This is a genomic window from Leeia sp. (genome assembly GCF_041909055.1).
Taxonomy (GTDB): Bacteria; Pseudomonadota; Gammaproteobacteria; order Burkholderiales; family Leeiaceae; genus Leeia; species Leeia aquatica.
Window position 1 is genome coordinate 58,716 of record NZ_JAYREC010000007.1, and the last position, 20,379, is coordinate 79,094.

18 protein-coding genes are annotated in these 20,379 nt (G+C 60.0%); 12 read left to right on the forward strand and 6 right to left on the reverse strand.

Annotation, left to right across the window (positions count from 1 at the left end):
- Window positions 1–65: 65 nt before the first annotated feature.
- From coaE to ACE3O2_RS16335, 6 genes are all read right to left on the reverse strand, one after another.
- Complete coding sequence (coaE, locus tag ACE3O2_RS16310) at window positions 66–698, reverse strand: dephospho-CoA kinase (protein ID WP_374339319.1); 633 nt, start codon at window positions 696–698, stop codon at window positions 66–68.
- Window positions 699–700: 2 nt separating this feature from the next.
- A complete protein-coding gene (locus ACE3O2_RS16315; RefSeq protein ID WP_374339321.1) occupies window positions 701–1,609 on the reverse strand; it encodes an A24 family peptidase in 909 nt (302 codons plus the stop codon).
- Window positions 1,609–2,847: a type II secretion system F family protein gene (locus ACE3O2_RS16320; RefSeq protein ID WP_374339323.1), complete on the reverse strand. Its 1,239-nt coding sequence runs from the start codon at window positions 2,845–2,847 to the stop codon at window positions 1,609–1,611. The genes ACE3O2_RS16315 and ACE3O2_RS16320 overlap by 1 nt, the downstream gene beginning before the upstream one ends.
- A gap of 19 nt (window positions 2,848–2,866) precedes the next feature.
- On the reverse strand, window positions 2,867–4,558 hold the full coding sequence (gene pilB / locus ACE3O2_RS16325) for a type IV-A pilus assembly ATPase PilB (protein WP_168878638.1): 1,692 nt from the start codon (window positions 4,556–4,558) through the stop codon (window positions 2,867–2,869).
- A 132-nt stretch (window positions 4,559–4,690) separates the two neighbouring features.
- On the reverse strand, window positions 4,691–5,956 hold the full coding sequence (locus ACE3O2_RS16330; protein WP_374339325.1) for a CNNM domain-containing protein: 1,266 nt from the start codon (window positions 5,954–5,956) through the stop codon (window positions 4,691–4,693).
- Between the two features lie 23 nt (window positions 5,957–5,979).
- On the reverse strand, window positions 5,980–6,780 hold the full coding sequence (locus tag ACE3O2_RS16335) for an inner membrane protein YpjD (protein ID WP_374339327.1): 801 nt from the start codon (window positions 6,778–6,780) through the stop codon (window positions 5,980–5,982).
- Between the two features lie 136 nt (window positions 6,781–6,916).
- On the opposite strand from ACE3O2_RS16335, the gene ffh reads away from it, so the two are divergent.
- From ffh to ACE3O2_RS16395, 12 genes are all read left to right on the forward strand, one after another.
- Window positions 6,917–8,275, forward strand: coding sequence for a signal recognition particle protein (gene ffh, locus ACE3O2_RS16340; RefSeq protein WP_374339329.1), 1,359 nt, complete (start codon window positions 6,917–6,919; stop codon window positions 8,273–8,275).
- A 151-nt stretch (window positions 8,276–8,426) separates the two neighbouring features.
- Window positions 8,427–8,666, forward strand: coding sequence for a 30S ribosomal protein S16 (gene rpsP, locus ACE3O2_RS16345; RefSeq protein WP_168878568.1), 240 nt, complete (start codon window positions 8,427–8,429; stop codon window positions 8,664–8,666).
- Window positions 8,667–8,696: 30 nt separating this feature from the next.
- Window positions 8,697–9,227, forward strand: a complete 531-nt coding sequence (gene rimM, locus ACE3O2_RS16350; protein ID WP_240947329.1) for a ribosome maturation factor RimM — start codon at window positions 8,697–8,699, stop codon at window positions 9,225–9,227.
- A 23-nt stretch (window positions 9,228–9,250) separates the two neighbouring features.
- On the forward strand, window positions 9,251–10,069 hold the full coding sequence (trmD, locus tag ACE3O2_RS16355) for a tRNA (guanosine(37)-N1)-methyltransferase TrmD (RefSeq protein WP_374339332.1): 819 nt from the start codon (window positions 9,251–9,253) through the stop codon (window positions 10,067–10,069).
- A gap of 4 nt (window positions 10,070–10,073) precedes the next feature.
- Window positions 10,074–10,466, forward strand: coding sequence for a 50S ribosomal protein L19 (gene rplS, locus ACE3O2_RS16360; protein ID WP_168878566.1), 393 nt, complete (start codon window positions 10,074–10,076; stop codon window positions 10,464–10,466).
- Window positions 10,467–10,635: 169 nt separating this feature from the next.
- On the forward strand, window positions 10,636–12,297 hold the full coding sequence (locus ACE3O2_RS16365) for a hypothetical protein (RefSeq protein WP_374339334.1): 1,662 nt from the start codon (window positions 10,636–10,638) through the stop codon (window positions 12,295–12,297).
- A gap of 2 nt (window positions 12,298–12,299) precedes the next feature.
- Complete coding sequence (locus ACE3O2_RS16370; protein WP_374339336.1) at window positions 12,300–12,773, forward strand: methylated-DNA--[protein]-cysteine S-methyltransferase; 474 nt, start codon at window positions 12,300–12,302, stop codon at window positions 12,771–12,773.
- Window positions 12,769–13,677, forward strand: a complete 909-nt coding sequence (xerD, locus tag ACE3O2_RS16375; RefSeq protein ID WP_374339559.1) for a site-specific tyrosine recombinase XerD — start codon at window positions 12,769–12,771, stop codon at window positions 13,675–13,677. The genes ACE3O2_RS16370 and xerD overlap by 5 nt, the downstream gene beginning before the upstream one ends.
- A gap of 61 nt (window positions 13,678–13,738) precedes the next feature.
- The gene (locus ACE3O2_RS16380; RefSeq protein WP_374339338.1) at window positions 13,739–15,622 is read left to right on the forward strand and encodes a potassium transporter Kup; all 1,884 of its coding nucleotides are present in this window, start codon (window positions 13,739–13,741) and stop codon (window positions 15,620–15,622) included.
- 217 nt (window positions 15,623–15,839) lie between these two features.
- On the forward strand, window positions 15,840–17,459 hold the full coding sequence (locus ACE3O2_RS16385; protein WP_374339340.1) for an ABC transporter substrate-binding protein: 1,620 nt from the start codon (window positions 15,840–15,842) through the stop codon (window positions 17,457–17,459).
- Between the two features lie 81 nt (window positions 17,460–17,540).
- Complete coding sequence (locus ACE3O2_RS16390; RefSeq protein ID WP_374339342.1) at window positions 17,541–19,124, forward strand: ABC transporter substrate-binding protein; 1,584 nt, start codon at window positions 17,541–17,543, stop codon at window positions 19,122–19,124.
- Between the two features lie 205 nt (window positions 19,125–19,329).
- A complete protein-coding gene (locus tag ACE3O2_RS16395; protein WP_168878560.1) occupies window positions 19,330–20,376 on the forward strand; it encodes an ABC transporter permease subunit in 1,047 nt (348 codons plus the stop codon).
- Window positions 20,377–20,379 lie beyond the last annotated feature (3 nt).

Sequence of the window (20,379 nt, forward strand, 5' to 3'; positions counted from 1 at the left end):
TGGCCTGGCAGGAGTAAGGTTTGCCACATTCTGCACCAACAAGCTCAAATATACAAACCGCTTCATCATGCAAAGCCTGTATTGGCGCGCCATAGGCGGGTTTTTTCAAGGTAAGCCTGATGCAAAGGCCATAATTGCACCTGCAGCTCGGCCAAACTGCCCTGATTATCGACCACATCGTCGGCAGCAGCCAAGCGGCACTGACGATTCCATTGCTGCGCCATGATGCGGCGAACCATGTCCGCATCCAGCTGGCTACGCTGCATCACGCGCGCAATCTGGAGGTCTTCCGGACAGTCTACCACCAGCGTACGGTGCACCCGCTGCGTGTAATGGCCGGTTTCAAACAGCAAGGGCACCACCAACACCACATATGCGCCCGGTGCCTGCTGCACGGCGTCTTCAGCGGCTTGCTGGATCATCGGGTGCAGGATGGCTTCCAGCTGCTGACGGGCGGCGGGGTCATGAAACACCCGCTCACGCATCGCTGCGCGATCCATGCTGCCATCCGCTGCAGCAATGGTAGTGCCGAAAGCCTGGATCAGGGCGGGCATGGCTGCGCCTTGCGGTGCGGTGAGCTGATGGGCGAGCTGATCGGTATCCACCACGGTGGCACCCCACTGCTGCAGGATGTCCGCAGCGGCAGACTTTCCGGAGCCGATGCCGCCGGTGAGGCCCAGGACCCAGGGGCGGTGCATGCCTAGTGCAGAATCAGGTTGCCGGCAAACAGGGTGATGACCCCGCCCATTGCCAGATAGGGACCAAATGGCAGCTTCTTCTGCCAGGCATGCTTGCCCAGCACGATCATCAGGATGCCCACCACCGCGCCAACCGCTGAGGCGATCACGATGATCTGCGGCAGGGCTTGCCAGCCAAGCCAGGCACCCAGCGCGGCCAGCAGCTTGAAGTCACCATAACCCATGCCTTCCTTGCCGGTGGACAGCTTGAACAGCCAGTACACGCTCCACAGCAGCAGGTAACCAGCGGCTGCACCCAGCACGGCCTGTGGCAGGGCGACTAGACCGTGACCGGCCCACGCCAGCAATACGCCGGCCCACACCAGGGGCAGGGTGAGATCGTCCGGCAAGTACATGGTGTCCAGATCAATGAAGGTCAAGGCCAGCAGGATGGCACACAGCCCATAGAGCGCCAGTGCCAGCCAGAGGTCATGGCCGCCAAACTGTGCCATGCAGCTGGCCGCAGCCAGCCCGCTGAGCAGCTCCACCAGCGGGTAACGCGGCGAAATGCGCGCCTGGCAGCCTTTGCACTTGCCGCCTTGCAAGGCATAGCTCAGCAAGGGGATGTTTTCCAGCGCGCTGATGGCATGACCGCAGTGCGGGCAGGCTGAGCGCGGCACTACCAGACTGTAGCGCTGCGGGCTGAGGGTGCCACCCACCACCTTGGAGGCTTGCTGATAGGCGGCCGCATGGGGGCCACCGTCCTCGCCCAGTTGACCCAGGATGTCACGGGCATCACTCAGCCAGCCGGTTTCCAGCATCTTCGGCAGACGGTGGATGACCACGTTGAGAAAGCTGCCCACCAGCAAACCAAACCCACCCGCAATGGCCACCCATACTGCGGGTGGCATGCTACCGAACAGTTCCTGCATCAGACAACCTGACCGATCTTGAAGATGGGCAGGTACATGGCTACCACCATGCCGCCGATCAGGGTACCCAGTACCACCATGATCATCGGTTCCATCAGGCTGGAGAGGGCTTCGACGGCACGGTCCACTTCTTCTTCGTAGAAGTCGGCCACCTTGGCCAGCATGGAGTCCAGCGAACCGGATTCCTCACCAATGGCCGTCATCTGCAGCACCATATTGGGGAACACCTTGCTGTTCTGCATGGCGATGGTCAGGCTGGTACCCATGCTGACTTCAGCCTGAATCTTTTTGGTGGCTTCGACATAGACCTGGTTGCCGGACGCGCCCCCCACCGAGTCCAGTGACTCCACCAGCGGAACGCCAGCCGCAAACATGGTACCCAGCGTACGCGACCAGCGCGCCAGCGTGGCTTTGCGGATCACATCGCCAAAAACCGGCAGCTGCAACATCAGCTTGTCCATGCGCATCTGCATTGTGCGGGAGCGTTTCCACATGTAGAAGAAGGCATACAGGCCGCCAAAGATGCCACCAAAGATGGCCCACCACCACTCGACAAAGGCATCTGACAGCGCCATCACGAACAGGGTAGGTGCTGGCAGGTCCGCGCCAAAGCTGGTGAATAGCTCCTTGAACGCGGGAATCACGAAAATCATGATCACGGCGGTGATGACGAAAGCCACCACAATGATGGATACCGGATAGAACAGGGCAGACTTGATCTTGCCCTTCACTTCCAGGATCTTTTCCTTGTAGATGGCCAGGCGGTCCAGCAGGGTATCCAGAATACCAGCCTGTTCACCGGCCTCGACCAGATTGCAGAACAGGTTGTCGAAGTAAAGCGGATACTTGCGGAAGGCTTGCGACAGGCTGCTACCGGTCTCCACATCCGACTTGATGTCCATCAGCAGCTTGGCCACCGACGGGTTACCATGGCCTTTGCCCACGATGTCAAAAGCTTGCAGCAGCGGCACACCGGATTTCATCATGGTGGCCAGCTGGCGGGTGAACAGGGTGATGTCCTTTTCCGAGATCCGCTTGCCGCGTGAGCGGCGGGCCTTCTTGATCACGGCAGGTTTCAGCCCCTGCTTGCGCAGTTGGGAGGCGATGGCCTCGCGGGTAGCCGCGCGCATTTCGCCTTTGACGGTCTTGCCACTTTTGTCTTTGGCTTCCCACAGGAACAGGGCTTCCTGGGTTCCGGACTTGCCGGCGGTTTTCTTGACTGCAGTTGCGGTGGCCATGGCAGTTATCCGTAATGGTTCATTCGTTGGTAACGGCTTCGATCTCTTCCAGCGAGGTTAGCCCTTGGCGGACTTTCAGCAAGCCGGATTGTCGCAGGTCACGAACCCCTTCGCGCTTCGCCTGATCGGCAATGTCGATGGCGTTGCCGTTGGACATGATGATACGCTGCATTTCTTCACTGATCGGCATCACCTGATAGATCCCCAGGCGACCTTTGTAGCCGGAGCCTTTGCAGGCATCGCAGCCCACATGCTGGTAGGGCTTCCAGCTGCCGTCCAGGTCATCCTCGGTGAAACCGGCACGCAACAAGGCGGCGGGCGGAAGGTCAATCGGCTTCTTGCAGGCACTGCACAGGCGCCGCGCCAGCCGCTGCGCCGTGATCAAAATCACTGAGCTGGCAATATTGAACGGGGCCACGCCCATGTTCATCAGGCGCGTCAGCGTAGTAGGCGCATCATTGGTGTGCAGGGTAGAGAACACCATGTGACCGGTCTGCGCGGCCTTGATGGCAATATCTGCGGTTTCCAGGTCCCGGATTTCACCCACCATGATGATGTCTGGATCCTGCCGCAGGAAGGATTTCAGGGCGGCGGAAAAGGTCAGACCCGCTGCGTCATTGACGTTTACCTGGTTAATCCCGGCCAGGTTGATTTCAGCCGGGTCTTCAGCGGTGGCAATATTGATGCCAGGCTCGTTGAGGATGTTCAGGCAGGTGTAGAGCGACACCGTCTTGCCGGAGCCGGTGGGCCCGGTGACCAGCACCATGCCGTAAGGCCGCTTGATGGCATTCATCAAGCTTTCTTTCTGCTCCGGCTCATAGCCCAGCGCGTCGATACCCAGCGTGGCGCTGCTGGGGTCGAGAATACGCATTACGATCTTTTCGCCATGCAGTGTCGGCAGGGTGGACACCCGGAAGTCGATGGCGCGGCTCTTGGACAGCACCAGCTTCATGCGGCCATCCTGCGGCACCCGCTTCTCGGCGATGTTCAACTTGGAAATCACCTTGATGCGGGAGGCAATTTTTTCCTTGATGGCGAGCGGGGGCTGTGCAACCTCATGCAATACACCATCGGTACGGTAGCGAATACGGTAGAACTTCTCGTAAGGCTCGAAGTGAATATCCGAGGCGCCACCATTGATGGCGTCCATCAGGATCTTCTGGATGTAGCGGACGACAGGTGCATCATCAATGTCCGCACCACCATCGGCCTCTTCCTGCTTTTCCTCGCCCGCGGACAGCTGCAGGTCCGAGTCGTCGAGCATCAGGTTTTTCAGATTGGCACCGCTGGCCTCAATCTGGGCGTCAATCAGCTTGCCCAGCTTGTCGTCCTCGACCACCACGGCTTCGATGGTTGAACCGAGCTTGAACTTGATCTCATCCAGCGCGTCGTTATTGGTGGGGTCTGCAATGCCGATGAACACCGTGTTGCCGCGCTTGTACAGCGGCACCGCCCGGCGTGACATCATCAGTTTCTGGTCGAGCAGGTTTTTGGGCAGATAGTCCAGGTTGAAGCTGGACAAATCGAGCAACGGGAAGCAGAAGGTATTGGCTGCAAATTCGGCGACCTTGCGAGCGGGCATCTTCTTGCTTTGCACCAGCTGCTGTACAAAGCCAATCCCGCCTTGCTGGGCTTGCTCCTGCAGGGTGAGCGCATCGGCTTCGCTCAGCAGGTTCTGCTGGATCAGGGCCCGGGCCAGGCCAGGAAGCATGTTGGGAGAGATTGCCACGGTATCGCTTTCGCTAACAATTCGTCTTTAACTTTAGCGCAATTTCCGGCGTTAGAGCAGGCCGGGAGCGGCGCAATGATAATGGAATTATTGCTGGACTGCCCAGCAAAACCTTCAAGTGTTGCTTGCCTGCGACACTCTGTGGCTCAGGCGGGCCCGCTTGACGCCCCGTTCCTGCATGCTGATGACCTCGATGATGACCTCGCCCAGGCGCAGGCAGGTCCCCACTTCGGGTAGTCCTTCCAGTTGCTGCAAAATCAGGCCATTCAAGGTTTTCGGACCATCCAGCGGTAACGGCAGCCCGCACTGTTGCTGCAGGTCGCGCAGCAGGCAGGCGCCATCGGCCAGTACCGAGCCCGACTCGGCCGCTTGCCAGCCAGCCTGATTGCGGCCCTCCGAGGGGAGTTCACCGAGCACCTCGCCCAGTATATCGGTCAAAGTCAGCAGGCCTTGAATCTCCCCATATTCGTCCACGACCAGCCCCATGCGCTGCCGCTGCCGCTGGAATTCCCGTAGCTGCGTCAGCAAGGGGGTGCCGGAGGGGATGAACAGGGGAGGGCGAATCAGTGGCTGCAGGGTGGCCAAGGGGCTGTCATCCCGCTGGCGCAGGGAGAGGGCTTTGCGGGCGTGCAGGATGCCGCTGATCTGCTCGTCGTCCCCCTGATAGGCTGGCAGCAGGGTGTGCCGGGCCATGGCGAGTTGATGCCAGCCTTGTCCGGCAGGCTGCGACAGGTCAAATCGCTCCATGTGCTGGCGCGGCGTCATGATGTCATTCACCGTGCGGGAGGACAGGTCCAGCAGGTTCAGTAGCAGGGTGCGATGCTGCGCCTGAAACAAGTGCGGCGACTCGCCGAGCAGCAGTCGCAGGGCATCATGGTCATCCTGCGGCCGGGCATTGGCCAGTGGCCGCAGCAATTGCCGGATACTCCATTGCAAGCCCTGGCTCAGCGGCAGGCAGATGACCCGCAGCACATACAGAAGATAGCTGCAGGCGTAGGCCAGGGCCGGTGCGGGCAGCAATGCCGCCAGTCGTGGTGCCAGCTCGCTGACGGCCACGATGGCCAGCAGGCAGCATGCCCAGGTCAACAGCATGGCGGGCAAGGCCAGCTCGGTAAAATGATCGACTGCCCACAGCGTGGCGAAACCGGCCAGACTCAGATACAGCGCAATGCGGCATAGCAGGAGGGTCGCCAGCAGCTGCTCGGGTTGCTGCAGCAGGCGCAGCGCCAGTCGAGCCCCCCAGTGCTTGTTCTGGACATGCTGGCGCAGCAATAGGCGGTTGACAGAAAGCAGGCTGAATTCTGCTGCCGCCAGCAGGCCGCAACCGGCCAGCAAGCCCAATGTGAGCCACAGCAGGCGGTAGGAGGGGATGTCGTCCAAAGCAGGGCCTCAGGGCTGGATCGTCAGCGCCGCAACACCACTTCCAGCACAAACTTGCTGCCGACATAGGCCAGCAACAGGAAGACGGAGCCCAGCAGGGTCAAGCGCGTGGCCAGACGTCCGCGCCAGCCCAGGGTGTGGTGGCCCAGTAGCAGACCACCAAAGGCCAGCCAGGAGATCAGCGAGAAAATATTCTTGTGATTGGGAAGGAACCAGGCACCAAGACGGCTGTGAGAGAACAGCGCGCCAGAAATCAGCGCTGCAGTCAGCAGCAGGAATCCCACCAGGATGGTATTGAACAGCAATCGCTCCAGTCCCAGCAGCGGCGGAAGTTGCTGCAGGCTGCGATGGTTCTGAACATGATGCAGGTTGTACTCCACTACCGTCATGAACAGCGCCAGCAACGTGGCCACGGATAACAGGCTGTAAGCCATCAGCGCCAGCAACAGGTGCAGCTTGAACCAGGGCTGGCTGGCATCCACCAGCAAGTGCTGGGCCGGCAGGATGGCCTGCAGCCCGGTGCCGAGCGCGGCCAGTGGGAGTAGCAAAGGGTAAAGGCCAGAGAGGTTTTGCCAGTGCGCGCTGCAATACACCATGAGCAAGATCAGGCAGGCCAGCATGGAGGTGGCGTTGCCAATGCCCAGGTTAACGCCCAGTGGGGTCACTACCGCCAGCCCCAGGACTGCAGCGTGGGCCAGCAGGGCGACGCCGAGCACGTAAGGCTCGACTCGAACCGGCAGCAAAGGCGAGCGCCCGGCCCAGCGGGTGCGCTGGAAGTGCCAGGCCAGCATCAGGTAAATCAGGGCTATGACAAAGGAAAACATGTAAGCCGCGTGTGAGTCGGGTAAAATCGACAGAATGGCAGTCTATCATCACTTGCACTGCTTGCGGGTGTGCAACAGGGCACACCTTTGCTTTCCTGAACCTTCCGCCGGTCAAACCGGTGAGTAATGTGACGCCATGCTTGATAATCTGACCGGTCGTTTGTCGACCATCATGAAAACGCTGCGCGGTGAAGCGCGGCTGACTGAATCCAATATCAGCGATGCGATGCGTGAAGTGCGCATGGCGCTGTTGGAGGCCGATGTGGCCTTGCCGGTGGTGAAGGCCTTCATCGCCCAGGTCAAGGAACGGGCCATGGGGCAGGAGGTGATTGGCAGCCTGAGCCCGGGCCAGGCCGTGATCGGTGTGGTCCATGAGGAGCTGACGCGGCTGATGGGTGAGGCCAATGTCGACCTCAACTTTGCCTCACAGCCTCCGGCCATCGTATTGATGGCCGGTCTGCAGGGGGCGGGCAAGACCACCACCGTGGGCAAGCTGGCCAAGTACGTGCGCGAGCAGCACAAGAAGAAAGTGCTGGTCGTCAGCTGTGACGTGTACCGCCCGGCGGCCATAGAGCAGCTACGCTTGCTGGCCGAGCAAGTAGGGGTGGAATGGTTCCCCTCGTCCGACCGCGATGAGCCGGTGGCCATCGCCCGCGCGGCACTGGAACATGCCCGCCGCCATCTGTTCGACGTGTTGATGGTGGATACGGCGGGTCGCCTGGCTATTGACGAGGCCATGATGCAGGAAATCAAGGCGCTGCACGCCGCCTTGAATCCGATCGAGACCCTGTTTGTGGTGGACGCCATGCAGGGCCAGGATGCTGTCAATACCGCGCGCGCCTTCAGTGAGGCGCTGCCGCTGACCGGCGTGGTGCTGACCAAGCTGGATGGTGATGCTCGTGGCGGTGCAGCCTTGTCCGTGCGGCAGATTACCGGCAAGCCGATCAAGTTTGTCGGTGTGGCTGAAAAAGTGGGCGGGCTGGAGCCTTTCCATCCGGAGCGGATGGCGTCCCGCGTGCTCGGCATGGGCGATGTGCTGAGCCTGATCGAAGAAGCGCAGAAGTCGGTCGATCAGGAAGAGGCCAAGAAGATGATGGCCAAGGTCAAGTCCGGCAAGGGCTTTGACCTGGAAGACTTCAAGATGCAGATCGTGCAGATGCGCAAGATGGGCGGCATCAGCGGGCTGATGGACAAACTGCCCGCGCAGTTGACCGGACAGCTGGGCGGGCAGCTGCCTGCCGGCGCGGACGAGAAGGCCATCAACCGCATTGAAGGCATCATCAATTCGATGACCCGTCAGGAGCGCAGCAAGCCCGAGCTGATCAAGGCTTCACGCAAGCGTCGTATCGCGGCGGGGGCGGGGGTAACGGTGCAGGAAGTGAACCGCCTGCTGAACCAGTTTGAAACCACGCAAAAAATGATGAAGCAATTCAGCAAGGGCGGTATCGGCAAGCTGATGCGTGGCATGAAGGGCATGTTCCCCGGCATGCGCTGAGCCGGCGCGGACGGCGGTGTTTGGCGGTCTTGCAACAGCTTGGTGTGGTGGCTAGGGCTGATATGTGCAAAGACTTGCCAAACAGTTGAATGTGCGCGTAAAATCTGCCCTCTTTGGCATAACACCCATTTTACTATTCAGGTAGAGAATCATGGTCGTAATTCGTCTGGCTCGTGGCGGTGCAAAGAACCGTCCGTTCTACAACGTGGTGGTAACGGACTCCCGCAACCGTCGTGATGGCCGCTTCGTCGAGCGCATCGGTTTCTACAACCCGGTGGCTGCCGAGGGCGAGGAAGGCCTGCGTCTGGCTCAGGATCGTCTGGCCTACTGGATCGGTGTTGGCGCTCAAGTGTCCGACTCGGTTGCCAAGCTGGTCAAGCGCACCAAGTAAGTCTGTACAGGCCAGCTGCGGGTGAGCACCTTGCAACGCGCTGACACGCCTGTCGCGGTACCCGACGCCGACCTCGTGCCCATGGCCAAGGTCGGCGCGCCTTTTGGGGTGCTCGGCTGGGTGCATGTCTATGCCGATACCGAATATCCGGACAGCCTGTTCGATTACGAGCAGTGGCATCTGGGTAACGGCAAGGTCTGGCGACCCTATCAGCTGGAAACCGCCAAGCTGCACGGCAAGGGGCTGGTTGCCAAGTTCGTGGGCTGTGATGACCGCGATCAGGCCGCCCTGTTGCGCAACCTGACGGTGGCTGTGCCTCGCAGCGAGCTGCCGGTGCCGGAAGAGGACGAGTATTACTGGTCTGATCTGGTTGGCATGTCGGTGGTGAACCTGCGTGGCGAGGCGCTGGGTGTGGTGGACCACTTGCTGGAGTCTGCCGGCAATGATTTGCTGGTGCTGCAAGGTGAGCCGCAGCGGCTGATTCCGTTTGTGCGGCAGATTGTGCATGCAGTCAGCCTGGCTGACCGGCAGATTACGGTGGACTGGGAGCGCGACTATTAAGCGCTTGGTGCGGGGGCAGGGTCATGCGCTTTGATGTGGTGACCTTGTTTCCGGAGATGTTCAAGGCGTTGACTGATGTGGGGGTCAGCGCACGAGGCTTCCGCATTGGGGCGTGCAGCCTGCAATGCTGGAATCCACGGGATTACACCAGCAATGCCTACCGTACGGTGGATGATCGTCCGTACGGGGGCGGGCCGGGCATGGTGATGCTGCCGGAGCCACTGGAGAAAACACTGGCTGCCGCGCGCGCCGCACAGCAGGCCGCTGGCGTGGCGCAGCCGCGTGTGGTGTACCTGTCGCCGCAGGGGCGGCGACTGGATCACGCTGCAGTACAGAATTTGCGCCAGCGTGAAGGTTTGATTTTGCTGGCCGGGCGTTACGAGGGCGTGGATGAGCGCCTGATCGAACGCCAGGTGGATGAAGAGCTGTCGATTGGCGATTATGTACTGTCTGGCGGTGAGCTGCCGGCGATGGTACTGATGGACGCGCTGATCCGGCTATTGCCGGGCGTGCTGAATGATGCCGCGTCGGCAGAAGAAGATTCGTTTGTTTCCGGCTTGCTGGATTGTCCGCATTACACGCGGCCGGAAGTGTATGAAGATATGGCGGTGCCCGGTGTTTTGCTGTCCGGTCACCACAAAGAGATCAACCGCTGGCGGTTGAAACAGGCGTTGGGGCGCACCTGGCTGCGTAGGCCGGATCTGCTGCAACAACGCCCGCTGTCGAAAGAGGAGTCTCGTCTGCTGGCTGCGTTTCAGGAGGAAACGCGGCAGGCCGCTCGCCCAGATGCGAGCGCCCCGGGTTGTCCGCCGCAGGAACAAGACACCAAGCAACAGGAATAGCATCATGAACCTGATCCAGATTCTGGAACAAGAAGAAATCGCCCGCCTGGGCAAAACCATTCCGGCATTCGCCCCGGGTGACACCGTAGTGGTGCAAGTGAAGGTGAAGGAAGGAAACCGTGAACGTCTGCAGGCTTACGAAGGCGTGGTGATCGCCAAGCGTAACCGTGGTCTGAACAGCTCCTTCATCGTGCGCAAGATTTCTTCCGGCGAAGGCGTGGAACGTACGTTCCAGCTGTACTCGCCGCAAGTGGCTGCCATTGAAGTGAAGCGCCGTGGTGACGTGCGCCGCGCCAAGCTGTATTACCTGCGCGAGCGTTCCGGCAAGTCGGCCCGCATCAAGGAAAAGCTGCCGGCACGCAAGGTTGCTGCCGTGGCTGCCCCGGCTGCAGAGTAAGTCAGGACTTCGGGATGCCTGAGCATCCCCTGATCCGGAGAACGCGGAGCGCAAGCTCCGCGTTTTTTTTTGCGGCTAAAGATGTAAAAAATGCATGATTGCTCTTGCTCTTGCGGAACGGGCCAAGCAACATGCCGCCAGGATTCTGTTGTGGATGGACTGAGGCGTGATGCAAAGCAAGACATGGTGGATAGGCCTGTGTGCCGGGCTATGGTTAACCGGGCAGGCGCTGGCAGACAATATGCCTTTGGCGCAGTGGCTGAAGGACGGGCAGGCGACGGCGGTATTGTACTGGCTGGATCAGCAGCCCGCTGTGGAGCCTACCGACCCTGCCTGGCCCAACCGCGAAACCTTCCGCCTGCAAGCCTTGCTGCAACAGCAGCAACTGCCCGCCCTGCAGCAGCATCTGCTACCCGGCGCGCCCTTGTTGTGGCCTGCGGCCAATCTGTGGGTGGCGCAACAAGCGTTGAAGCAAGGGCAGTTGACCGCCGCACGGCAGTATCTGGCGCCGCTGCTGGCGGCAGAAAATACCCTGCCCCCCGAGATGCGGGCGCAAGCCTCAGCCGCGTTGCTGGAGAGCCTGCTGCGCGACAATCAACTGGACGATGCCTTGCGTGAGGCGGGGCGAGCCGGTGGGCTGGGGCTGCGCTTGCCTGAGGGATTGTTGCGCCAACTGGCGGTGCAGGCCTTGCTGCAAAGCCAGCCCGACCTTGCTGCCGTGAAGGCTCTGCCGCTCCCGGCAGACAGCCTGCCTGCGCAGGTACTGGCCTGGCGCAGTGGTCAGGCCAATGAAGCGGTGCTCGTGGCCTGGCTGCTCAAACAACTGACAAACCCGAGCATGACGTGGCAAGCTGAGGAACTGCAGCTGCTGTATCGGGTGTCGACCGATCTGAATCATGCCCGCCTGCAAGTCGAGATCGGACGCGTGCTGTTGTCGCAAGCCCGGCTGCCGAAGGGCGTGGAGGCCCCGGCGCTATTGGCGCAATGGGCCCGGCAGGGTGAGCGCATTGGTAACCAGGCGCAATTGCTGACCGGTGATGATGACGCCTGGTGGGCTTTGCAGGCCAAGCTGCCCCCCGAACAGCAATGGCAGGCCATCCCGCTGCTGGCTTACCAGAACCGTGAAGCCAGCAGCCCGGAGCGTCGTAGCCAAGCGGCACAGGCGCTGCTGGCGCAATGGTCTAACCAGCCGGTAGCACAATGGCAATTGCTGCCGCAACTCATGCCGCAGGGGCAGGCTGAATGGCAGGCGCAGCTATCCGCACCGCAACGGCAGGAGCTGGCGATGCAGCTGGGTCTGGGGCCGCAAGGCCGAGAGGGGGGCGACGCGCTGTTGGCCGCCAAATGGTGGCCGGGGCTGGCCGATGACTTGCCCGCCCCGGCGCAGCTGGCACGCCAGCGTGACCTGCTGGCGATTGGTGCCCGGGATGAGGCGCGCAAGCGCTTGCTGGCATGGGCCAAACCAGGTGCCACGGATGAATGGTTGACCGCATTGCCGCTGTGGACAGAAAAAGCCAAACCGGGCGAACTGGCTGCACTGTGGCAGGCGCTGGTACGTAGCGCGGGCACGGAAGTGGGTGCGCAACGTGAGTTGCAGCGTGCCAGGTCCGCCTTGGGGCTGGGCCTGTGGACGGAAACGGCTGCACACGCCATGGTTGCACGGCAAGGCTTGACGGGCGCAGCTCGACAGGAAGCCAGCCTGCTGGCACGGCAGGCCTTGTATCGGCTGGGTGCGGTGACCGAAGCGCAAGCGCTGGAGGCGGCGCCTGCCGCGGAAACTGCGGGTGCGGCAAACAAGCCGGTATCCCCCGCCAAGCCGCGCAAGAAGTGAGCATGTGGACTCTGCGTTTTCCCTTTCCGGATTTCTCGCTGGGCGTGCGCTGTAGCACCGATGCCGTGCTGGAAGCCGCCTTTTTGCCGGTACATCCCGGCGAGGAAGGGGCGTCTGCACTGGCCCGTACGCTCTGGCAGCAACTGCTGCAATATCGGGCGCAGGGGCAGTTCAGTTTTACGCTACCCTTGCAACCGCAGGGTAGTGAGCATGATCGCAAGGTATGGCAATGGCTTTGCCAGCTGCCGGCTGGGCAGCCTGCCCGCTATGGCGAGGGTGCAGCCGTGCTGGGTTCGAGTGCCCAAGCGGTGGGTAATGCCTGCGGGCGTAATCCGATTCCCTTGCTGATTCCCTGCCACCGGGTGGTGGGGCAGGACGGGCTGGGAGGCTTCATGCAGGGCAAACAGGATGGCCCCCTGTCCATCAAGCACTGGTTACTGCAACATGAATCCCGACAAGCCAGCCTCTTCGATTGATGCCGACAGCCAGCAGTGGCTGGCGCGTTTTCTGGATGCCATCTGGCTGGAGGATGGTCTGTCACGGCAGACCATTGCGGCGTATCAGCTGGATCTGCAGCAACTGATGGTGTGGCTGGCGTCGCAAGGGCTAGGTCTGCGCCAGGCCGATGCCAGTCTGTTGGGAACGTACCTGGGTGAGCGCCTGCAACACAGCAAGGCCAGCAGCGTGCGGCGTGCGCTGTCGTCCATCAAGCGTTGCTATCAATATCTGCTGCGTGAGTCTGCCGTGCTGCAAGACCCGAGCGTGGCACTGGAGATGAAAGCCGCACCGCGACCGTTGCCCAGTACCCTGTCTGAAGCGGAGGTCGTCGCCTTGCTGCAGGCCCCTGATGTGGCGACCCCGCTGGGGCTGCGCGACCGTGCGATGCTGGAGACCCTGTACGCAACGGGGCTGCGGGTTACCGAGCTGACCGAGTTGACCTTGGCCCAGACCGAATTGACCGCGGGCTTTGTGCGCTTGTTCGGCAAGGGCAACAAGGAGCGGCTGGTGCCACTTGGGGATGTGGCGCTGGACTGGCTGCAGCGCTACTTGCGGCAGGCGCGTGCTGAGCTGCTGCAAGGACGTCAGAGTGAAGCCCTGTTTGTTACCCGCCGGGGCGAGGCAATGACACGGCAGATGTTCTGGCAGTTGATCAAGCGCTATCTGCTGGTGGGGGGCGTCGTCGCTGCGGGAAGTTCACGTACGATTTCCCCGCATACCCTGCGCCATGCATTTGCCACCCACTTGCTCAACCACGGTGCCGATCTGCGCGTGGTGCAGCTGCTGCTGGGGCATGCCGATATTTCCACCACCCAGATTTACACCCATGTCGCGCGCGCGCGACTGAAAGCCCTGCACAGCGAGCATCATCCTCGGGGCTGAGCTTTCGTGCTGCAGTGCAAACTGTTAGCATGCTTACTCCAAATTCTGGAGTTCCTCCCAAATGAGTTCGTCCTCAGCCACCAGTCCGCAGAAAGCTGCCGGACTGATTGTGGGCGCAATCGGCGTGGTGTATGGCGATATCGGCACCAGCCCCTTGTATACCTTGAAAGAATGCTTTGGTGGCCCGCATGCCATTCCGTTCACCGCGGAGAGTATTTATGGCGTGCTGTCATTGATTTTCTGGGCGCTGATGATCGTGGTGTCCATCAAGTACGTGGTGTTCATCATGCGCGCCGACAACAACGGCGAGGGCGGCATTCTTGCGCTGATGACGCTCGCGCTGCGTGGTACCGAGCGTAAAACCACGCGCTGGTTCCTGATGGTGCTGGGCATCTTTGGGGCCTCGATGTTCTTTGGCGATGGCATGATTACCCCGGCCATGTCCGTGTTGTCGGCGGTCGAGGGGTTGTCACTGTTGAACCCGGTATTTGAGCACTATGTTGTGCCGGCTGCCGTGGTGATCCTGTTTCTGCTGTTTGCGATTCAACGCTTCGGTACGGCCAGCATGGGCAAGCTGTTTGGACCGGTCATGTTGCTTTGGTTTGGCGCGTTAGCGGTGCTGGGTCTGGCGCAAATTGTGCATCATCCGGAAGTGCTGAAAGCCATTAACCCATGGTATGGGCTCAGCTTCATCCTGCAGCACAAGGTGCAGGCCTTCTTTGTGATGGGCTCTGTAGTGCTGGCGATTACGGGCGCTGAGGCGCTGTATGCCGATATGGGGCATTTTGGACGCTTTCCGATTCGGGCCGCCTGGTTTGGTTTTGTGATGCCATCCTTGGTGCTGAACTATTTTGGACAAGGCGCCCTGCTGATTGCAGACCCAACCGCTGTAAAGAGCCCGTTCTATCTGCTGGTGCCCGAGGGGTTCCGCTGGATGATGGTGATTTTGGCTACCTGTGCTGCCGTGATTGCATCGCAGGCTGTCATCTCCGGTGCATTCTCGGTGGCACGCCAAGCGGTGCAACTGGGCTATTGCCCACGGCTGGACATCCTGCACACGTCTGAACGGGAAATTGGTCAAATCTACATCCCCTTCATCAACTGGGTGTTGATGATCATCGTGTTGCTGCTGGTGCTGACCTATCGCTCCTCCAGCAATCTGGGTGCAGCCTACGGTATTGCGGTGACCACCGAAATGGTGATGGCCACCATCCTGACCTTTGTGGTGATGCGCCGCATCTGGAAGTGGCATATCGGCTTGATCAGCACCGGCATTGCGATGCTGTTGATTGTCGATATTGCCTTCTTCTCGGCCAACGCCATCAAGATTCCGGAGGGCGGCTGGTTCCCGCTGGCGATTGGTGCCGTGACCTTCACCCTGCTGACCACCTGGAAACGTGGCCGCAGCATCCTGTTCAAACGCCTGAACGAAGACAGCCTGCCGCTGGAAATGTTTGTCGAGAGTGTCGGGGCGCACCCACCGCACGTGGTGGAGGGCACCGCCGTGTTCATGACAGGCAGCAAAACCGGGGTGCCGCATGCCCTGCTGCATAACCTGAAGCACAACAAGGTGTTGCATGAGCGCAACGTGTTGCTGACCATCACTACTGAGGACATTCCCTATGTGCCGGATATTGACCGGCTACGGGTGCAGAGCCTCGGTCATAACTTCTGGCAGGTTGAAGCCATTTACGGTTTCAAGGAGGAGCCGGATATCCATGAGATTCTCAAGATCAGTGGCGAGCAGCACAACCTGGCTTTCGAGATGATGGAAACCTCCTTCTTCCTGACCCGTGAGACGCTGATTGCCAGCAAGGTGCCGGGTATGGCCATCTGGCGGGAGAAGCTGTTTGCCTGGATGTCGAAGAATGCGACCAAGGCGACAGACTTTTTCCGCATCCCGACCAACCGGGTGGTGGAGCTGGGTACGCAAGTCGAGTTGTAATGCGGCTTGCAGGGTTGTTGCGGCGACCTGTTCGGGTGGACAGTGTTCATGCTCTTGTCAAATTGCTAAAGAAAAAGTTTGGCGAGGGCAAAAAATCCTGTTCACCTGCACGCTGGACTATGCTAATTTGCGCGCCATATGTGCTGCAGTTCGGTATGTCGCCGTGGTGGTTCATATAAACCAAAAAGCCAAGGTATTCTGAGAGAGGACGATCTACATGATGAAGCTTCGCACTGTGAAAGTAGCCGCTGTTGTCGCACTGGCGCTGAGCGCCATGGGCGCACAGGCAGCCAAGACCCTGGTGTACTGCTCCGAAGGCAGCCCGGAAGGTTTCGATTCGGCCCGTTATACCGCGGGTACCACCTTTGATGCCTCCTCCCACACCGTGGGTAACCGTCTGGTTGAATTCGAACGCGGCACCACCAAAGTGGTTCCTGCACTGGCTACCAGCTGGGAAATGTCGGCAGACGGCCTGACCTATACCTTCAAGCTGCGTCCGGGTGTGAAATTCCACACCACCGAATACTTCAAGCCGACTCGTGATTTCAACGCTGATGACGTGGTGCTGACCTTCGAACGCCAGCTGAAGAAAGACCACCCGTACAACAAGGCAGTGAGCCCGGCTCCGGAATACCCGTACTTTGGCGACATGGGCCTGGACACCACCATCAAGTCGGTGGAAAAGGTTGATCCGTTGACCGTGCGTTTCGTGCTGAACAAGCCGTCCGCCACCTTCCTGGCCGACATCGCGCTGCCGCCGACCGGCACCGTGATCTCCGCCGAATACGTCAACAAGCTGCTGGCTGAAGGCAAGGCCAATGAACTGAACAACGCCCCGATCGGCACCGGCGCCTTTGTGTTCAAGCGCTACGAAAAGGATGCGCAGATTCGCTTTGCCGCCAACCCGACCTACTGGGGCGGCAAGCAAGCCATCGACAATCTGATTTTCGCCATCACTAAGGACTCCGCTGTCCGCGCCCAGAAGCTGAAGGCCAATGAGTGCCAGGTGGCCTTTGCCCCGAAGCCGCAAGAACTGAGCAGCCTGAAGGGTGATCCGAACATCAAGATGACCAACCAGGCTGGCCTGAACGTTGGCTATCTGGCTTACAACGTGCGTCACAAGCCGTTCGACAACCGTGATGTGCGCCTGGCCCTGTCGATGGCCATCAACAAGCAAGCCATTCTGGATGCGGTGTACAAAAGTGGTGACATCAGCATCGGTAACGCTGCTGTGAATCCGATCCCGCCGACCATGTGGTCCTATAACAAGGGCACCAAAGACTACGGCTACGACACCGCCAAGGCCAAGGACATGCTGGCCAAGGCCGGTTTCCCGAATGGCTTTGAGACCACCCTGTGGGCCATGCCGGTCGTGCGTCCGTACAACCCGGATGCCAAGAAGATGGCCGAACTGATCCAGGCAGACTGGGAAAAGATCGGCGTCAAGGCCAAGATCGTGACCTACGAATGGGGTGAGTACCTGAAGCGTACCAAGGCTGGTGAGCATGACACCATGCTGCTGGGCTGGACCGGTGACAATGGGGATCCGGACAACTTCCTGTACGTGTTGCTGTCCTGCGATGCTGTCGCAGGTGGCAACAACCGTGCGGGCTGGTGCCAGAACGAGTTCTCCGACCTTGTGGGCCGTGCCAAGCTGACCAGCAACGTCAAGGAACGCACCAAGTACTACATGCAAGCCCAAGACGTATTCAAGCGTGAAGCACCGTGGCAAACCATCGCCCACTCGGTGGTGTATGTGCCGATGCGCAAGAATGTGCAAGGCTTCGTGCAAAGCCCGCTGGGTGACATGATCTTCAAGGGTGTTAGCCTGAAGTAATGCAGTAACCCGTGAAACCGCTGGGTGGCTTTGGCTGCCCGGCGGTTTTTGTTTGTAGCGTCCCGGTGGAGTGGCCAAACAGTGCGGTTACGGTTCCTGGTTGCCTTGACGATGGCTTGCGGCGTCTCCCTCTCCGCTTGGAGTGCCAGCAAGAGCCTGACGGTATGCACCGAGAATGCGCCGGAAGGTTTCGACATGGCGCGCTACCAGTCGACTGTGACCAATGATGCCTCCAGTGAGGCTCTGTATGATCGTCTGCTGGATTTTGAGCGCGGTACCACACGGGTCATCCCCAGTCTGGCGGAGCGCTATCAGGTATCCCGCGACGGGCTGAGCTACACCTTTTATCTGCGGCAGGGCGTGCGCTTCCATCGCACCGAGTATTTCACCCCAACGCGGACGCTGAACGCGGATGATGTCCTGTTCACCTTCCAGCGCATGCTAGATCGCAATCACCCCTGGTATGCTTCTGCACCCTCCGGCTATCCCTTTGCCAGTAGCCTGGGCCTGGCGGGGCTGATCAAGTCCATCGACAAGCAGGGCCCCTATGTGGTCCGCTTTACCTTGCAGCGGACCGAGTCACCGTTCATCGCCAATCTGGCGATGGGCTTTGCATCCATTCTGTCCAAGGAATATGCCGATCAGCTGCTGCGGACGGGCCGTCTGGAAGACTTGAATACCCACCCGATTGGCAGCGGCCCGTTCCTGTTCAAGCGCTATGACAAGGATGCGACCATCCGCTATCAGGCGCACGCCGATTACTGGCGCGGCGCACCTCGTATTGAAAATTTGTACTTTTCCATCACGCCGGACCATGCTGTGCGGGTGCAGCGCTTGCTGGCCAATGAGTGCCAGATTGCCATTCAACCCAAGCCGGAAAGCCTGCCGCAATTGCGCAGCCACCCTGAGATTCAGGTAAACAGCATCCCGGCGCTGTGGACCATGTATGTGGCTCCCAATACCTCCCGGCGCTGGCTGTCGGACAAGCGCTTCCGCCAGGCGCTCTGGATGGCCATGGACAAGGCCGCCTACATCAAGGCGGTACTGAGCGGCAATGCGACACCGGCCTGGAACCCGATCCCGCCCGGTATGTGGTCGTATAGTACTACGACATCCGATTACCCCTATGATCTGCTCAAAGCCCGCAAGCTCGTCAAAGCATCCGGCTACGACGGCACGGAGCTGGTGATGCTGGCGCGAACGGGCGGCCTGATTGATGCCAAGAAAGCGGCCGAGCTGCTGCAGGCCGACTGGGCCAAAATTGGCGTCAAACTCAAAGTGGTGCAGATGGAATGGGGTGAGGTATTGCGCCGAACCGCGCGTGGCGAGCACGATCTGGCCTTGTTTGGCTGGGTTAGTGACAATGGTGACCCTGATAACTTCCTCACGCCCAATCTCTCTTGTGCGGCTGTCGCCAGCGGGGGGAATCGCTCGCGCTGGTGCAACCCGGATTTTGACATGTTGCTGAGCCGAGCCCGTGCCTCTTCGGACATCCGGGAGCGTGCGCGGCTGTATGAAGCAGCGCAACAACTGTTTCATGAAGAAGCGCCCTGGATACCGACCGTATACCCGATGCAGCCGATTGCCATGCGCAAGTCGGTTCGGGGCTTTGTGCAAAGCCCGTTTGGCAGCCACAATTTTTATAAAGTCTATCTGACCGATTGAACAGTTGTTTTTTGTTGCACTAAAACACAAACCCTGTTTTTTGTTGCACTGCAACCAGTTGATTTGCTTGAACAAGCCGCCTTGCGCGGGTATTATCGCGCCCGCCTCTACGTAAAATTACCTAGAATGAGGTCAGGCACTTCTGTTAACCGGTAGCCGTGTCCGTCAGGCATGGTTCACCCCCACCAACCACAGGCGAACCCCTATGTTTTCGTTCATTCTGCGCCGCTTGCTGTTGGTGATCCCTACTTTTATCGGGATTACCATCATCGCCTTTGCCCTGATTCACCTGATACCCGGCGACCCGGTATTGCTGATGGTGGGCGAGCGCAAGCTGGATCCCGAGTTTTATCAACGTGCCATGCACAACCTGGGGCTGGATCTGCCGCTGTATGAGCAGTATCTGAACTATGTGAAGCATGCACTGCATCTGGATCTGGGCAAATCCCTGGTAACACATGAGCCTGTCTGGGGTGAATTCATCAAGCTGTTCCCGGCCACCGTCGAGCTGTCGGTCTGTGCGCTGCTGTTCGCCGCTGTGTTCGGTATCCTGGCCGGGGTGCTGGCCGCCATCAAGCGTGGCTCCATTTTTGATCATGGCGTGATGGGCATCTCGCTGACGGGCTTCTCCATGCCGATCTTCTGGTGGGGCTTGTTGCTGATCATGTTTTTCTCTAATTACATGCGGACCTTGTGGCCAGAGATAGCCCTGCCGGTATCCGGCCGGATGGATCTGGAGTTTGATATTGTGCCGAAGACCGGCTTCATGCTGATCGACAGCTGGATGGCCGAATCTGCAGATCCGGAGCTCAATGCGGGTGCCTTCCGCTCAGCATGGACCCACCTGATTCTGCCGACGGTGGTGCTGGGCACCATTCCGCTGGCAGTGATTGCCCGGATGACCCGCTCCTCTATGCTGGAAGTGCTGCGTGAGGACTATGTGCGTACTGCTCGGGCCAAGGGACTGTCGTCCATGCGGGTGATCTTTGTACACGCCCTGCGCAATGCGTTGATCCCGGTGATTACCGTGATTGGTCTGCAGGTGGGTACCCTGCTGGCGGGTGCTGTGCTGACGGAGACCATCTTTTCCTGGCCTGGTGTGGGCAGCTGGCTGATCAATGCCATCAGCCGCCGCGACTACCCGGTGGTGCAGGGCGGTATCCTGATCACAGCGACCATGGTGATTCTGGTTAACCTGATCGTGGACCTGCTCTATGGCGTCGTCAACCCGCGTATCCGTCATGCCCGCTAAGGC

What these genes read in the sequence shown, in the direction of transcription:
- trmD (WP_374339332.1), top strand. Translation starts at nt 9,251, where the DNA reads ATGCGCTTTGATGTGGTGACCTTGTTTCCGGAGATGTTCAAGGCGTTG.
- ACE3O2_RS16385 (WP_374339340.1), top strand. Translation starts at nt 15,840, where the DNA reads ATGATGAAGCTTCGCACTGTGAAAGTAGCCGCTGTTGTCGCACTGGCG.
- rpsP (WP_168878568.1), top strand. Translation starts at nt 8,427, where the DNA reads ATGGTCGTAATTCGTCTGGCTCGTGGCGGTGCAAAGAACCGTCCGTTC.
- ACE3O2_RS16335 (WP_374339327.1), bottom strand. Translation starts at nt 6,780, where the DNA reads ATGTTTTCCTTTGTCATAGCCCTGATTTACCTGATGCTGGCCTGGCAC.
- rplS (WP_168878566.1), top strand. Translation starts at nt 10,074, where the DNA reads ATGAACCTGATCCAGATTCTGGAACAAGAAGAAATCGCCCGCCTGGGC.
- pilB (WP_168878638.1), bottom strand. Translation starts at nt 4,558, where the DNA reads ATGCTTCCTGGCCTGGCCCGGGCCCTGATCCAGCAGAACCTGCTGAGC.
- ACE3O2_RS16315 (WP_374339321.1), bottom strand. Translation starts at nt 1,609, where the DNA reads ATGCAGGAACTGTTCGGTAGCATGCCACCCGCAGTATGGGTGGCCATT.
- ffh (WP_374339329.1), top strand. Translation starts at nt 6,917, where the DNA reads ATGCTTGATAATCTGACCGGTCGTTTGTCGACCATCATGAAAACGCTG.
- ACE3O2_RS16370 (WP_374339336.1), top strand. Translation starts at nt 12,300, where the DNA reads ATGTGGACTCTGCGTTTTCCCTTTCCGGATTTCTCGCTGGGCGTGCGC.
- ACE3O2_RS16365 (WP_374339334.1), top strand. Translation starts at nt 10,636, where the DNA reads ATGCAAAGCAAGACATGGTGGATAGGCCTGTGTGCCGGGCTATGGTTA.
- ACE3O2_RS16320 (WP_374339323.1), bottom strand. Translation starts at nt 2,847, where the DNA reads ATGGCCACCGCAACTGCAGTCAAGAAAACCGCCGGCAAGTCCGGAACC.
- ACE3O2_RS16395 (WP_168878560.1), top strand. Translation starts at nt 19,330, where the DNA reads ATGTTTTCGTTCATTCTGCGCCGCTTGCTGTTGGTGATCCCTACTTTT.
- coaE (WP_374339319.1), bottom strand. Translation starts at nt 698, where the DNA reads ATGCACCGCCCCTGGGTCCTGGGCCTCACCGGCGGCATCGGCTCCGGA.
- ACE3O2_RS16380 (WP_374339338.1), top strand. Translation starts at nt 13,739, where the DNA reads ATGAGTTCGTCCTCAGCCACCAGTCCGCAGAAAGCTGCCGGACTGATT.